The 13,584-nt window shown below is 60.4% G+C and carries 19 protein-coding genes; 2 read left to right on the top strand and 17 right to left on the bottom strand.

The annotated features are described in order from the left end of the window. The first annotated feature begins 3 nt into the window (after positions 1-3). Positions 4-726 (top strand): PepSY domain-containing protein, encoded by a 723-nt coding sequence (locus tag KCG45_RS11165; RefSeq protein ID WP_369410778.1) that lies wholly within the window; start codon positions 4-6, stop codon positions 724-726. Next, positions 726-1,418 (top strand): trimeric intracellular cation channel family protein, encoded by a 693-nt coding sequence (locus tag KCG45_RS11160; RefSeq protein WP_218317654.1) that lies wholly within the window; start codon positions 726-728, stop codon positions 1,416-1,418. Before KCG45_RS11165 ends, KCG45_RS11160 begins: the two co-directional genes overlap by 1 nt. Here KCG45_RS11160 and KCG45_RS11155 read toward each other — a convergent pair. The 17 genes from KCG45_RS11155 to rpsN form a co-directional block, all read right to left on the bottom strand. Then, on the bottom strand, positions 1,415-2,233 hold the full coding sequence (locus KCG45_RS11155; RefSeq protein ID WP_218317292.1) for a hypothetical protein: 819 nt from the start codon (positions 2,231-2,233) through the stop codon (positions 1,415-1,417). The genes KCG45_RS11160 and KCG45_RS11155 overlap by 4 nt on opposite strands. Before the next feature lie 163 nt (positions 2,234-2,396). Then, a complete protein-coding gene (locus KCG45_RS11150) occupies positions 2,397-2,939 on the bottom strand; it encodes a hypothetical protein (protein WP_218317291.1) in 543 nt (180 codons plus the stop codon). Between the two features lie 142 nt (positions 2,940-3,081). Further along, positions 3,082-4,476 (bottom strand): serine hydrolase domain-containing protein, encoded by a 1,395-nt coding sequence (locus tag KCG45_RS11145; protein ID WP_218317290.1) that lies wholly within the window; start codon positions 4,474-4,476, stop codon positions 3,082-3,084. Between the two features lie 89 nt (positions 4,477-4,565). Beyond that, the gene (rplQ, locus tag KCG45_RS11140; RefSeq protein ID WP_218317289.1) at positions 4,566-4,988 is read right to left on the bottom strand and encodes a 50S ribosomal protein L17; all 423 of its coding nucleotides are present in this window, start codon (positions 4,986-4,988) and stop codon (positions 4,566-4,568) included. Positions 4,989-5,080: 92 nt separating this feature from the next. Next, the gene (locus tag KCG45_RS11135; protein ID WP_218317288.1) at positions 5,081-6,136 is read right to left on the bottom strand and encodes a DNA-directed RNA polymerase subunit alpha; all 1,056 of its coding nucleotides are present in this window, start codon (positions 6,134-6,136) and stop codon (positions 5,081-5,083) included. A 131-nt stretch (positions 6,137-6,267) separates the two neighbouring features. Then, the gene (gene rpsK, locus KCG45_RS11130) at positions 6,268-6,660 is read right to left on the bottom strand and encodes a 30S ribosomal protein S11 (protein WP_218317287.1); all 393 of its coding nucleotides are present in this window, start codon (positions 6,658-6,660) and stop codon (positions 6,268-6,270) included. Positions 6,661-6,717: 57 nt separating this feature from the next. Continuing rightward, positions 6,718-7,086, bottom strand: a complete 369-nt coding sequence (rpsM, locus tag KCG45_RS11125; protein WP_218317286.1) for a 30S ribosomal protein S13 — start codon at positions 7,084-7,086, stop codon at positions 6,718-6,720. 389 nt (positions 7,087-7,475) lie between these two features. Beyond that, positions 7,476-8,138: an SRPBCC family protein gene (locus tag KCG45_RS11120; RefSeq protein ID WP_218317285.1), complete on the bottom strand. Its 663-nt coding sequence runs from the start codon at positions 8,136-8,138 to the stop codon at positions 7,476-7,478. 71 nt (positions 8,139-8,209) lie between these two features. Then, a complete protein-coding gene (locus KCG45_RS11115) occupies positions 8,210-8,854 on the bottom strand; it encodes an adenylate kinase (protein WP_218317284.1) in 645 nt (214 codons plus the stop codon). Positions 8,855-8,919: 65 nt separating this feature from the next. Beyond that, the gene (gene secY / locus KCG45_RS11110; protein WP_218317283.1) at positions 8,920-10,284 is read right to left on the bottom strand and encodes a preprotein translocase subunit SecY; all 1,365 of its coding nucleotides are present in this window, start codon (positions 10,282-10,284) and stop codon (positions 8,920-8,922) included. Between the two features lie 105 nt (positions 10,285-10,389). Continuing rightward, positions 10,390-10,893 carry a 50S ribosomal protein L15 gene (gene rplO / locus KCG45_RS11105; RefSeq protein ID WP_218317282.1) on the bottom strand — a complete coding sequence of 168 codons (504 nt, stop codon included), beginning with the start codon at positions 10,891-10,893 and terminating at the stop codon, positions 10,390-10,392. Between the two features lie 72 nt (positions 10,894-10,965). Further along, complete coding sequence (rpmD, locus tag KCG45_RS11100) at positions 10,966-11,151, bottom strand: 50S ribosomal protein L30 (protein WP_152434960.1); 186 nt, start codon at positions 11,149-11,151, stop codon at positions 10,966-10,968. 5 nt (positions 11,152-11,156) lie between these two features. Then, positions 11,157-11,993 (bottom strand): 30S ribosomal protein S5, encoded by an 837-nt coding sequence (gene rpsE / locus KCG45_RS15510; RefSeq protein WP_255548137.1) that lies wholly within the window; start codon positions 11,991-11,993, stop codon positions 11,157-11,159. Further along, entirely contained in the window at positions 11,993-12,337 is a 345-nt protein-coding gene (gene rplR / locus KCG45_RS11090) for a 50S ribosomal protein L18 (protein WP_218317281.1), read from the bottom strand. Before rplR ends, rpsE begins: the two co-directional genes overlap by 1 nt. Position 12,338: 1 nt before the next feature. Next, the gene (gene rplF / locus KCG45_RS11085) at positions 12,339-12,872 is read right to left on the bottom strand and encodes a 50S ribosomal protein L6 (RefSeq protein WP_218317280.1); all 534 of its coding nucleotides are present in this window, start codon (positions 12,870-12,872) and stop codon (positions 12,339-12,341) included. Continuing rightward, entirely contained in the window at positions 12,872-13,267 is a 396-nt protein-coding gene (gene rpsH / locus KCG45_RS11080; protein WP_218317279.1) for a 30S ribosomal protein S8, read from the bottom strand. The genes rplF and rpsH overlap by 1 nt, the downstream gene beginning before the upstream one ends. Before the next feature lie 11 nt (positions 13,268-13,278). Continuing rightward, positions 13,279-13,584 carry a 30S ribosomal protein S14 gene (gene rpsN, locus KCG45_RS11075; protein ID WP_190786975.1) on the bottom strand — a complete coding sequence of 102 codons (306 nt, stop codon included), beginning with the start codon at positions 13,582-13,584 and terminating at the stop codon, positions 13,279-13,281.

Here is a 13,584-nt window from a genome sequence, read left to right as displayed (position 1 = left end):
CCAGTGGCTGCATGTATGCGCGCGCTCGCCCGGTGGCACGTCTGGCTAGGCTGGCTCGTCGGCGTGCCTATCGTGATGTGGACCGCGACCGGCCTTTTCATGGTCGCCAAGCCAATCGAGGAAGTGCGCGGCAATCACCTGCGCATTGCCCAGAACGAGGAACACGAGACCCTTCCTCCGGGAAATCCCGCTCCGATTGCATTTCAGCTGGAGAATGCGGCGCCAATCCACTCGTTCGAAACGCGGATGCAGCGAGGGAGAGCCGTTACGTTCATCACCTATGCGGAGGGCACGATCGAGCGCTTCGATGCAATCACCGGCACACGCATCGAGCCGGTCAGCGCGGCCGAGGCGCGGTCTATCGTGGCGCAGGAGATCATTGGCGGCACCAGCGCCGAGCGTGTGACGTTTTTCGAATCCGACGAGGTGCCGGTCGATTTTCGGCGGCCGATGCCGGTATGGCGTGTGACGCTCGAGGATGGCACGCATATCTATGTCGGGCGAGAGACCGGCGATATCGAAGCGGTCCGGACGCGTTGGTGGCGCTGGTTCGACATCATGTGGGGACTTCACATCATGGACCTTTCCGAGCGTCAGGATACGAGCCACCCAGTCCTGATCCTTTTCGCGGCTCTCGCATCGATCGGCTCGCTCATGGGTTCGATCCTGATGTTCCGCCGCCGAAGATCGCGTATGGCTGGCCGACCACGTAGCGGAGGCACATGATGGACGAGACAGTTCTCACCCCGATACTCGACATTCTCGATATAGCCGGGATCGCGATCTTTGCGCTTTCGGGTGCAGTCATCGCGGCAAAGGAACGCCAGACGTTTGTGACTATGGCGTTCTTTGCGCTCGTGACCGGCGTCGGCGGCGGAACGGTCCGCGATTTGCTCATCGATGCGCCGGTGTTCTGGATCACCGATCCTTGGGTGGCGGCGGCGTGCCTGTTCACAGCGCTCATCGCGTGGTTCACACCGGTCAAGTTATGGCAGGGCAAATTGTACGATTTTGCCGACGGCGCCGGGCTCGCCGCGTACGCGGTGCTCGGCAGTGCCAAGGCGCTGGCCTATGGCATTCCGCCGGTGCCCGCCGTTCTCATGGGTATCATAACGGGCTGTGTCGGCGGGATCATTCGTGACGTCGTGGCAGGTCGGCCTTCGATCATAATGCAGCCCGAACTCTATGTGACCGCAGCGGCGCTGAGCGCAGCGATTACCGTTATCGGCATGACTGCTGCACCGCTCATGATGCCGACCCTCATTATCGCCGATGGCTGGATCTGGGGCGCGGCCTTCCTTGCCGGGATGGCCCTGCGCGCAGCCGCTATCCAATGGCAATGGGGCCTGCCAAGCTACGGCCGGGATAGAGAAGCGGCTGAGCCGATCCCTACCCCGCCATCCGAAGACAGGCTTTAACCGCCGATATCGGCGTCGATTTCCTCGCTCACCTGCTCACCCGGTATCGGACCACCGGGATAGGCCGGAAGTGGTTCATCCGTTCCAGCAATGGCTGCAGGCTGAGCAGCATTGGCCTCACGCGCGGCGATATAGCTCGCGTCAGTCCACTGCCTGTCATCCCCGCGCGCTCTCACTGCAGCGTCCGGATCGAACGACGAGCCACGGAAGCTCCCGTAATTGATGTCGTCCACCCGGCCTTCATTGTCGATCCGGCAGCTGAAGCCCTCTCCATTGAAGAGTGCGCCTGTCACAACCCAGCCCTGTGCTGTGCGATCCACGCCATCGACAGTGTCGACCCGGACGTCGCGCTCGATCTGGCGGACGCATTGGTCCACCGCGTTATCGAGCCCGGAAGCCGAAGCATTGTAGCCGCGACGGTTATCGCGGCGATCGTAATCGCGGTCGCGGCGGTCATAGTCACGGTCACGGCGGTCGACGATGACAACGTCGCGATCACGGTGACGGCGGTTGTTGTTGGCGGCGCTCGCAACGGCTGCGATCCCGCCGAGGATCAACACACCTGCGAGGATGTCTCCGCCCCTGATCCCCCGGCGGCGATGCCAACCGCCCCTGCGCCAGCCCCGGCGTCCCCAGCGGCGCCATTCACCCGACTCGAATTCGCCATCATAGGCGCTGTGATCGAAATCGGCGTAGATAGAGCTGCCCACGCTTGCCGGAAGTCTAGGCAAATCGTCCGCAGCGGCCGGTGTAGCGGTCATGGAAATGGCGGCAATCAGGCCGGCGACAGCCCCGGTACGGCTTTTGGAAAGCATGAATGCTCCCTCCTGTTTACGAAACGAGCGGCCACCAATCGCCCTGGAATGGACACGCGCATAGACGGCTCAGGCTTTCGGGTGCCTGAACCGCCTATGAACTTGCCAGAATGTTGGTGAACGGGACGGTGGGAGGACCGCCCCGAACCCTCACAGCGAGCGATTAACGCAAACCGCGAATCTTGCGGAATTCGACATGGGGCCGCTGGCCGCGGCCGACGAAGCAGGTGAAGCGTCCGCGGTCGAAATCGCGGCGGCCATAACCACGCCCGCCTTCGACCTGGATGCGGCCTTTCACGCGGAAGCCATTGCGCGTCCGATCAACGTCGCGGATCTGGGTCACGTCGGCAAAGCGATATCCGCCAAACCTGCGTGCCTGGCGTTCGGCCGCCCGCACGCAGCGCTCGACCGCGCGGCGACCATTGTTGAAGCCGCGATCGTAGCGCACGCGGTGGTTGTAGCCGCGATGATCGCGTCCGCGCCAACGGCGGTCGCGGTAATCATCCCTGTCGCCATCGAATGCGCCAGCCAGCGCCGCGATACCACCGATCACCACAGCGCCTGCGATTATTTCTCCGGCGCCGATGCCGCGGTCGCGGTCGTAATAGTCATCGGCCATCGCCGGACTTGCCGTTGCCAGGGCCATCGCGCCAGCCGCGACAGTCCCGAGCGTGGCTTTGGCGAGTGTCTTTTCGAGCTTCGTCATGAGAGCCTATCCTCGGGTTGGTCGATGCAGGTTTGCGCCGACTGGATGTCCCATGTGGACGATTCGCCCTTTGATGAGCCTGAAGACCTCTTGCAGCTATTGTTCAGCTAATGGCGTATTTATATGAACGCCAGACTACTCCTCAGTCGAGCGCTGCCAGCACATCGCGAGTGAAGGCGGCGATGTCGAAACGTGTTCCGGAGGGGTCTTCGCCGCGCCGAACGATCACTACATCGCGGCTTGGCACGATCACCACGAACTGGCCGCGATTGCCCATCGCCGCATAGGTATCAGCAGGAACGCCCTCGGAATTGTTGAATAGCCAGAAGCTGGCACCATAACCGAATGGCCTGCCCTCTGGCTGCGGGCCCGACGGCGCCGCGACATATTCCGCCCAGTCCTCTGGCAGCACGCGCCTCCCATCGGGCAGCACCCCGCCATCGAGATAAAGCTGACCGAACTTCAACAGGTCCGCCGCTGTCGTCCAGACCTGGCTGGACAGGATGTAGGACCCATTGAAATCCTTCTCAGGAAAGGTGTGGTGCATTCCGATATCGGCGAAGAACGCGGCCGGCGTATCGATCTCTCCGGAAACCACGGCATCCACAGCCAGGAGCGTGTCGTTGTTGGCATAGCGAAAAGTCGATCCCGGCGCCTCGATCAGCGGCCAGCTCCGCGCGCGATCCTGAACGGAACTGCCGCCCCAATAGATCGGATCCGTGCGATTGCCCGGCGTGTCCGAGTACCGTCCCGAAGCCATACGCAGGAGATGGTCGATCGTGATCGCGCGGCGCGGATCATCGGGTTGGAGGCCGTCTATTGCCGGTGTGTTCGGATCGATACCATGTCCGTGAACGGCTGCACCGATCCATGTCGCGGCAAGACTTTTTGCGACCGACCATGTGCGCTGAGGCGACACGTCGCTGTACCCGTCGGCAAAGGCAGTACCCACCCGCTCGCCGTCACGCGCCACGATGATCGCGGTGGTCCGCGGAGTCTGGAGGGTATCATCACCCATAAAGCGCTCGAACACAGAGGCGAGCTCATCCGGCGTATCGACAAGGTCGTCTTCGCTCACCTGCAGCCTTTCACGAATTTTCAGGAAGGTGGACCGGTCATCGCCGGGCTGTACTTCGATAAGGCCTTCCTTCGACACAATCTGGCCTATCGGCTCAATACGGCATCCCTCGCCATAATTGGTGCTCGCAATGCGCGGAGGCATATCATCGGCCCATTCTACTGCGATGTGATGGAGATCGAGGAAGCGCTCGCGCCGATATTCCTTCGCCTCGAGATCAAGCAGATACGGCGCGTAATTCGGGTCGATACCTGCGAGATCCCACTGTTCAATCTCTTCAGGACGGCGGATTTGCCCGGTGGTTTCCCATGTATCCATGGCGCTGCACAGGAACAGCGCCTTATAACCCGCGGCAAGCGCTCGGTCGTAGCGGGTTTCGAGTTGGTGCTGGGCGGATTGGGCGAATGCGGGCGCGGTCATTGCCAGCACGGCGGCGGCAGCCAAAACAGTTTTGATCATGGTGCGCGACACTAGCTGCGCCGGTGCAAAAGAAAAGGGGCCAGCGGATCGCTCCGCCAGCCCCTTTGAAAGCGTTGATGCTGCGAAGCTTACGCCTCGGCGTATTCTTCGTTTTCGCTCATGACGGGGCCGCTGTCCTGGCCCTTCGCATCTTCGTCACGTTCGACGAATTCGATGATCGCCATCTGCGCACTGTCGCTGCCGCGGTAGCCGGCCTTGATGATGCGGGTGTAGCCGCCTTCGCGGTCGCTGTAACGCTCTGCAAGGGTATCGAAAAGCTTATTGAGCTGCGTTTCGTCCTGCAGGCGGCTCATCGCGAGCCGACGGTTAGAAAGACCGCCGCGTTTTGCCAGCGTGATCAGCTTTTCAACATAGGGACGCAGTTCCTTCGCTTTTGGCAGCGTGGTGTGGATTTGCTCATGCTTGATGAGCGCAGCCGCCATGTTGCGGAAAAGAGCCGTACGGTGGCCCGATTTACGCGAAAGCTTACGCTGAGAAATTCCGTGACGCATATTCTGTTACTCCGTTCGAAAGGGGCCCGTATGAGGTAGCCCAGTGCTGGCGGCGCTTTCCCGAAACCGGGCGGTGCGCCGCCGGAACCTGATTAACCCAGCAGCTCTTGTTCAAGCTTCTTGGCCATTTCTTCGATGTTCTCTGGTGGCCAGCCCGGGATGTCCATGCCGAGGCGCAGACCCATGCTGGAGAGAACTTCCTTGATCTCGTTCAGCGACTTGCGTCCGAAATTCGGCGTGCGCAGCATCTCGGCTTCGGTCTTTTGAACCAGATCGCCGATATAGATGATGTTGTCGTTCTTGAGGCAGTTGGCCGAACGCACCGAAAGCTCCAGCTCGTCGACCTTCTTGAGAAGGTAGCGGTTGAGCTGGTTGGCGTCGTCTTCCTGCGGCGCAGCAGCCTGACCGATCATGGCCGACTGTGGCTGCGGAATGCCGTCTTCGAAGTGGACGAACAAAGTCAGCTGGTCCTGGAGAATACGCGCGGCATAGGCCACTGCGTCTTCCGGGGTGACGGTGCCGTCGGTTTCGACAGTCAGCGAGAGCTTGTCGTAATCGAGCTCCTGGCCGACACGGGCGTTTTCTACCTTGTAGCTGACCTGACGAACCGGCGAATAGAGCGAGTCTACCGGGATCAGACCGATCGGCGCATCTGCTGGACGGTTCTGAACCGCAGGCGAGTAGCCTTTGCCGACGTCGGCAGTAAGTTCCATATTCAGCGTCGCGCCTTCATCGAGGTGACATAGGACAAGATCCTTGTTCATCACTTCGATGTCGCCCGAAACTGCGATATCGCCAGCCTTGACTGTCGCCGGGCCGGTGACCGAAAGCTGAAGCCGCTTCGGGCCTTCGCCTTCCATCTTAAGCGCGATCTGCTTCACGTTCAGGACCATGTCGGTCACGTCTTCGCGCACGCCGGCGAGCGACGAGAATTCGTGAAGCACGTTCTCGATCTTGATCGAAGTGATCGCGGCACCCTGAAGCGAGCTCAAAAGCACCCGGCGAAGCGCGTTGCCGAGCGTAAGGCCAAAGCCGCGCTCGAGCGGTTCGGCAACGAAAGTCACCTTGCGCTGCTTGTCGCCTTTATCCTTGATCTCGAGGGTGTTGGGTTTCTTGAGTTCCTGCCAGTTCTTCGTGTTGACGGACATGGATTTCCCCTAATTCGCTTTGCAGCGGGTTTGAAATATGTGCGGACCGGGGCGCTGCTGAAAGCGCGTCCGGTCCGTTGAAGTCTCGGCGGCCAGAACAGCCACCGGGCAAATCGGATCAGACGCTTAAATCAGACTCTGCGCCGCTTCGAAGGACGGACCCCGTTATGCGGGATCGGCGTCACATCGCGGATCGACGTGATGTTGAAACCGACAGCGGCGAGACCGCGCAGCGCGCTCTCACGGCCCGAACCAGGGCCTTTCACTTCGACTTCGAGGGTGCGGACACCGTGTTCGGCTGCCTTCTTGCCGGCATCGTCTGCGGCGACCTGCGCGGCATACGGTGTCGATTTACGGCTACCTTTGAACCCCATGCTACCGGCGCTGGACCAGCTGATCGCATTGCCCTGTGCATCGGTGATGGTGATCATGGTGTTGTTGAAGCTGGCGTTGATGTGCGCAACGCCGCTCGTGATGTTCTTCCTGTCGCGGCGTCTTACTTTACCGCCCGGTTCGCGTGCCATTTCTCGTATTCCTTATTGAATGCGGGTGAAGGAAAAAGCGTCCAGCCTAAGCTGAGCTTACTTCTTCTTCCCGGCGATCGGCTTGGCCTTGCCCTTGCGGGTACGGGCGTTGGTGTGCGTGCGCTGTCCGCGAACGGGCAGGCCGTTACGGTGACGCAGGCCGCGATAGGTCCGCAGATCCATCAGACGCTTGATGTTCATCGCGGTGTTCCGGCGAAGGTCGCCTTCCACCGTGTGATCTTCGTCGATGGTTTCGCGGATCCGCAGGACTTCCTCATCGGTCAGATCCTGCACACGTGCACTGTGATCGATGCCAAGCTTGTCGGCGATACGAACGGCCGTGGTGCGGCCAATTCCGTGAATGTAGGTAAGCGCGATAATAACACGCTTATTGGTGGGGATATTTACCCCGGCAATACGAGCCACTTAATTCTCCATGCTCCACAGAGGTTTCCGGCATTGGCGCCATCACCCCTATCTCAACGCTCACTGTGATGACGCGCCAAGTTCCCTTGCGAGCCTATCGGAGAGGCCGGCCTGAAACCGGGCTCCAAACGGCAAAAGTCCGGATGGCACGCATTTGGAAAAGCGTTGCCTGCCGGACTGGGTTCGCCAGGGTCGTATTTGGCGTGTCGAGTGAGCCGCGCGCTTACTGCGATTCTCTTCGGCAGTCAACAGCAGGCACGCGCATAAACCATCGAGCCGCCAATATGGGCAGCGCCGAAGCTGTTTCAAGTGGCACGATAACGCTTGCTCGCTTGCCCGTCAAAAGCGCGCTGGCGTAGCACGCAAGCGCACTCAATTGCTGTTGCGGATTACTCGTCGGCGTCGCTGGATGCGGCGTCTTCGCTGTCCGATGGCTCAGACGGCTCTTCGCCATTGCCCTCGTCATCAGAACCTATATCTGGCGCCGCTGCGCCGCCGTCTACACGACCCAGAAGTTCAGCAAGTCCATTGAGTTGCTGTGACATCACTCCGTCGACAGCCGCTGCGATGACGGGCGTTTCGAAGCGCATTTTCCCGCCGACATTATATTCCCACACGACGCGTGTACCGCCAGCAGCCTCGCTGATCGCTATGGTAAGGATACCTGTCACAGGTTCGCTTTGCAGCGGACCGAGAGCGCCTTTCATGCGCAGCGCCGATTCCGGATAGGCCTGGATCACACGCATGTGTTCCACGCTGCCTTCGAGAGTGATGCGCCCTGCATCCTCCGCCTCCGGAATGCGCTCGCAAAAACATCCGCCCGCCTGCGGTGTCAGGGTCAGATTGGTAGAGTCGGCAGACCACGTGTGGGCGGAATTCCACCAGCTCGACGGCGTGATCAGCGCGAGCCACACTTCTTTAGGCGTTGCATCGAGCACCGCCTCGTCGCGCGTGATGAAACCGTTTTCGCTCTGCTCGGTGACTTCCGCTGAAACCGGCATAGCGGCGGCAAGAGCGGCGATCGCTGCGGCCGCGGTGAAAAACTTCTGCATGACCCAAATCTCCCTTTGGGCGATGCTTATGCGATTGGCACGTCCAGCGAAAGACCTCTTGCGGGAAGCGCTTACGAAAGGATCGCGTCGATCGAGGCTGCGACCTCTTCGATGCCTGCCATCCCATCCACGCGCGAAACGATGTTCCGCGCTTCGTAACCGGGAAGGATCGGCGCAGTTTTCGCCCGGTATTCGTCCATGCGGGTGCGCACCGTTTCCTCGTTGTCGTCGGGACGGCGCTTGAATTCCGTCGCGCCGCACACATCGCACACACCTTCTTTGGCAGGGGGGTTGGCGGTATCGTGATAGAGCGCTCCGCAATTCGCGCAGCTGAAACGGCCCGTGATGCGCTCGACCAATGCATCGACATCCACGCCAAGCTCAATCACGTGGTCAAGGCTGCGTCCGTGCTTGGCGAGAATGCGATCGAGGTCATCGGCCTGCGCTGCTGTGCGCGGATAGCCATCGAAAATCGCGCCAGTACCCTGGTCCATTGCTGCGAGGTTGGCGTCGATCAGTTCCGAAACGATTTCGTCGGAAACCAGCTCGCCGCGGTCCATAACGGCCTTTGCCTTGAGGCCAACCGGTGTCCCGCCCTTCACTGCTGCCCGCAACATATCGCCAGTCGAAAGCTGGCGCATCGAATGACGCTCCACCAATCCAGCGCTTTGCGTTCCCTTGCCTGCTCCGGGCGGACCAAGAAGAATGATGTTCACCGACGAACCCCTATTATCTCGCGAACATCTCGCCGCGCGTTCAAACCGTCAGTCGCCTTCATGCGTTAACGCATGCGACCTTTCAACTTAGCCTTCTTGATGAGATCGCCGTACTGGTGAGCCAGCAGGTGAGACTGGATCTGGCTCAACGTATCGACCGTCACATTGACGACGATCAGCAGGCTGGTTCCGCCGAGGAACAGCGGGATACCCGTCTGGGCGATCATGTATTCTGGAATGACGCAGACGAGCGTCAGATAAATGGCACCGACGACCGTGATCCGGGTGAGAACGTATTCGAGATAATCGGCGGTCCGTTTGCCCGGGCGAATGCCGGGGATGAAGCCGCCGCCCTTCTTCAGATCTTCGGCGCGCTCTTCTGGATTGAAGACAACCGCAGTGTAGAAGAACGTGAAGAAGATGATGCCCAGACCATACAGGGTCATGTAGATCGGTTGCCCGTGGGCAAGATACTGGTTCAGCGTCACGATCACGCCGCCAAAAGTGCTCTCGGTATCGACCGAGTTACCAGCGAACTGGGAAATCGTCAGCGGCAGAAGCAGCAGCGAGCTCGCGAAAATCGGAGGGATCACACCTGCGGTGTTGAGCTTCAGCGGCAGGTAGGAATTGTCCTGTTGCATCATTCCATTCTGCGTCGCGCGCTTCGGATACTTCACCAGCAGACGCCGCTGTGCACGCTCGACGTAGGAGATAAGCAGGATCAGGATCACGACCATGATCATGAAGCCGATGATGATGCCCGGCGAAATCGACCCGGTGCGGCCGCCTTCGAACAGGTTGGTTGCGAAGGTCGGGAACTGCGCCACAATCCCGGCCATGATGATCAACGAAACGCCGTTGCCGATCCCGCGCGAGGTGATCTGTTCACCCAGCCACAGCAGGAACATCGTCCCGCCGACGAGGCTGATAACCGCACCGACACGGAACATGTAGCCAGGCTCAACCACGGCGGAGATGCCGTTTTGCGCGCTGAAGCTTTCCAGCCCGGCGGCGAGGAAATAGCCCTGGATCGCGCACAGGAATACCGTGCCGTACCGGGTATACTGGTTCAGCTTCTGCCGCCCGGTCGCGCCCTCTTTCTTGAGCGCGGCGAGAGTCGGATGGAGTGCCGAAGCCATCTGCACCACAATCGAAGCGGTAATATAGGGCATGACGCCGAGCGCGATGAGGCTCATCCGCTCAAGGCTGCCGCCCGAAAATGTGTTGAAGAGCTCAAGTACGCCGCCCCGGCCAAGATCGGCGAGGTTCTGCAACGCTGCCGGATTGACTCCGGGGAGCGGAACGTAGCTGAGGAAACGGAAGACGATCAGCGCACCAATCGTAAACCAAATGCGTTGGCGCAGCTCTGTCGCCTTGGCAAAATTGCCGAGGTTCATGTTGCTGGCGATATTGTCGGCGCGTGATGCCATTGTACTGAATTAATCCTGGTCTTGCGCCGGCCCGTCCCGGCTCAGAACGGATAGATAGGGTGCAGGAGGCGCGTTGTCGAACCCCCTGCCCCAGCTTTTATGGTATTATTTTGCAGCTTCGGCCTTTGCGGCCTTCACTTCGGCATTGGTGGGAGCGGTCACTTCGACGCTGCCGCCAGCCTTTTCAACGGCTGCAATCGCGCCCTTGGTCGCGCCGGTGACGACGAACTTGACCTTGGCCTTGATCTCGCCCTTGCCGAGCAGACGAACGCCGTCCTTGCCGCCGCGAACCAGGCCAGATTCGCGCAGTGCGTCTTCGGTGACGTCTTTCTTTCCGTCGAGCTTCTTGGCGTCGATCCATTTCTGGACCATGCCAATGTTCACCTCGGCATAATCCTTGCCAAACGGGTTGTTGAAGCCGCGCTTTGGCAGGCGCATGTGAAGCGGCATCTGGCCGCCTTCGAAGCCCTTGATCGCCACGCCAGAACGGCTCTTCTGGCCCTTCTGGCCGCGTGCGGCGGTCTTGCCTTTGCCGGAGCCGATACCGCGGCCCACGCGCATGCGACCCTTACGGGCGCCTTCGTTATCACGGATGTCATTGAGTTTCATGTTGCACTCGCTTTCGCTTTTGTTCGCGCTGGAGGAAAGAAACCCCGCCGAAGCGGGGCCTCCCAACTTGGTTTAGTCGACCACTTCGACGAGATGCGGGATCTTGGCGATCGCGCCGCGAACTTCAGGGGTATCCTGACGCTCGACGACTTTGTGCATCTTGTTGAGCCCAAGACCGATAAGGATCTTGCGCTGGCTTTCGGGACGACGGATCGGCGAACCGATCTGTTTGATTTTGACGGTTTTCTTGGCAGCCATTGGTCTTACTCCACAACTGCTGCGGCATCGGCCTCAGCCTCTGCCTTGTCTGCGCCGCCGCGGCCCAGGAGGTCGGCGACTTTCTTGCCGCGACGCTGTGCAACCGACTTCGGCGAAGTCTGGTTGACGAGCGCGTCAAAGGTGGCGCGGATCATATTGTACGGGTTGGACGTACCGACCGACTTGGTGACCACGTCGGCAACGCCGAGGCTTTCGAACACGGCACGCATCGGACCGCCGGCGATGATGCCGGTTCCCGGAGGCGCGGTACGAACGGTAACCTTGCCGGCACCGAAGCGGCCGTTGGCATCGTGATGCAACGTACGGCCTTCTTTCAGGGCGACGCGGATCATGTGCTTACGTGCAGCAGCGGTTGCCTTGGTGATGGCTTCAGGCACCTCGCGGGCCTTGCCCTTGCCGAAGCCAACCCGACCCTGGCCGTCACCGACGACGACGAGCGCAGCAAAGCCGAAACGTTTACCACCCTTAACCGTCTTGGAAACGCGGTTGATGTGCACCAGCTTTTCGATGATTCCGTCATCTTCCTCTTCGCGGCGACCGCCACGGCGATTGTCACGTCCACCGCGGCCACGGCCTCCGCCGCCACCACGATTGTCACCGCCGCGGCCACGACCACCACGGCCCTGTTGCCTGGGCTGTTCGGTCGGCTGAGCGCTCGGTTCGGCAGCGGCAGACTGATTGTCGGCAGCTTCCGAAGGTGTCTCTGCAACGGCTGGAACCTCGGCATCGGCTTTGGCAGCCGCTGCTTCGGGCGTTTCCGTTACTTCCGGCGCAGCCTGCGCTTCGGTGTTTTCTTCTGGTTTCTTGTCGTCGGCCATCATCAGAACTCCAGCCCGCCTTCGCGAGCGGCATCGGCCAGCGCTTTCACGCGGCCATGGAACAGGAACCCGCCGCGATCGAACACGACAGTGGTCACGCCAGCCTTCTTGGCAGCATCTGCGATGTCCTTGCCAACCTGAACGGCGGCATCGACATTCGCACCCGAGGACTTTGCCCCCAGTGTCGACGCGGCAGCGACGGTGCGGCCTTCGGCATCGTTGATAATCTGCGCATAGATGTGGCGGCCGGTGCGGTGCACCGACAGGCGCGGCTTGCCACCGGAGCGAGCGCGGAGTGCGCTGCGGACACGGCGACGGCGACGTTCAAAGAGAGAGAGCTTTGCCATCTTACTTCTTCTTCCCTTCCTTGCGGAAGACATATTCGCCGCGATACTTGATGCCCTTACCCTTGTAAGGTTCAGGCTTGCGCCAGCGGCGGATTTCCGCGGCAAACTGGCCAACGGCCTGCTTGTCGATGCCGGAAATTTCGACCGTGGTCTGATCGGGCGTTTTCACTTCGATACCTTCGGGCACTTCGAGATCGACATCGTGGCTGAAGCCGAGTTCGAGCTTCAGGGTCTTGCCCTGCGCCTTCGCACGGTAGCCGACGCCGGAAATCTCGAGTGTCTTGGAAAAGCCTTCGGTGACACCTTCGACCAGGTTCGACACCAGCGTGCGCTGCATGCCCCAATAGGAACGCGCCTGCTTGCTGTCGTTGGCCGGATTCACTTGGATCTCGCCCTCTTCGACCTTGTAATCGATGAGGTCGGACAGACCCAGTGTCAGCGTGCCCTTCGGGCCTTTCACGCTGAGCATGCCGTTTTCGATATTGGCCGTCACCCCGTTAGGGATCGCGACCGCTTTTTTACCAATGCGGCTCATCAGAAGACCTCCGCGAGCACTTCACCGCCGACATTGCCCTCACGCGCTTCGTTGTCCGAAAGGACACCGCGCGGGGTGGAGACGATGGTGATGCCAAGGCCATTGCGCACGATCGGGAGTTCTTTCGAACCCGAATAGACGCGGCGGCCCGGCTTGGAAACGCGGCTCACATGCTTGATCGCAGGTTCGCCTTCGAAATATTTCAGTTCGATCCGCAGCGCTTTGTGCTTGCCGGTTTCGTCTTCGCTGTAGCCACGGATGTAGCCTTCGCGCTGAAGTACCTCGAGCACGTTTGCACGGAGTTTCGAAGCGGGCGAAAGGACGCTGTCCTTCTTCGCCTGCTGTCCGTTGCGGATGCGGGTGAGCATATCACCCAGTGGATCGGTCATAGCCATTCGTCAGATCCTCACCAGCTCGACTTGGTCAGGCCTGGAATCAGGCCCTTGTTGCCGAGGTTGCGCAGTTCAATACGGTTGATGCCGAACTTGCGATAATAGCCGCGTGGGCGGCCAGTGGTGGAACAGCGGTTGCGCACGCGGGTTGGGTTCGCGTTGCGCGGAATTTCCGCCATTTTGAGACGCGCGATCAGACGCTCGGCTTCGTCGAGCGACTTGTCGTCGGCGATCGCCTTAAGCTTCTCGTACTTCGCTGCGTACTGCTTAACGAGCTTCTTGCGACGCTCATTCTTGTTGATGGAACTCAGTTTCGCCAT

The sequence above is a fragment of the Erythrobacter ani genome (assembly GCF_019204025.1).
Lineage (GTDB): Bacteria > Pseudomonadota > Alphaproteobacteria > Sphingomonadales > Sphingomonadaceae > Erythrobacter > Erythrobacter ani.
This window is presented reverse-complemented; position numbering and strand designations above follow the sequence as displayed.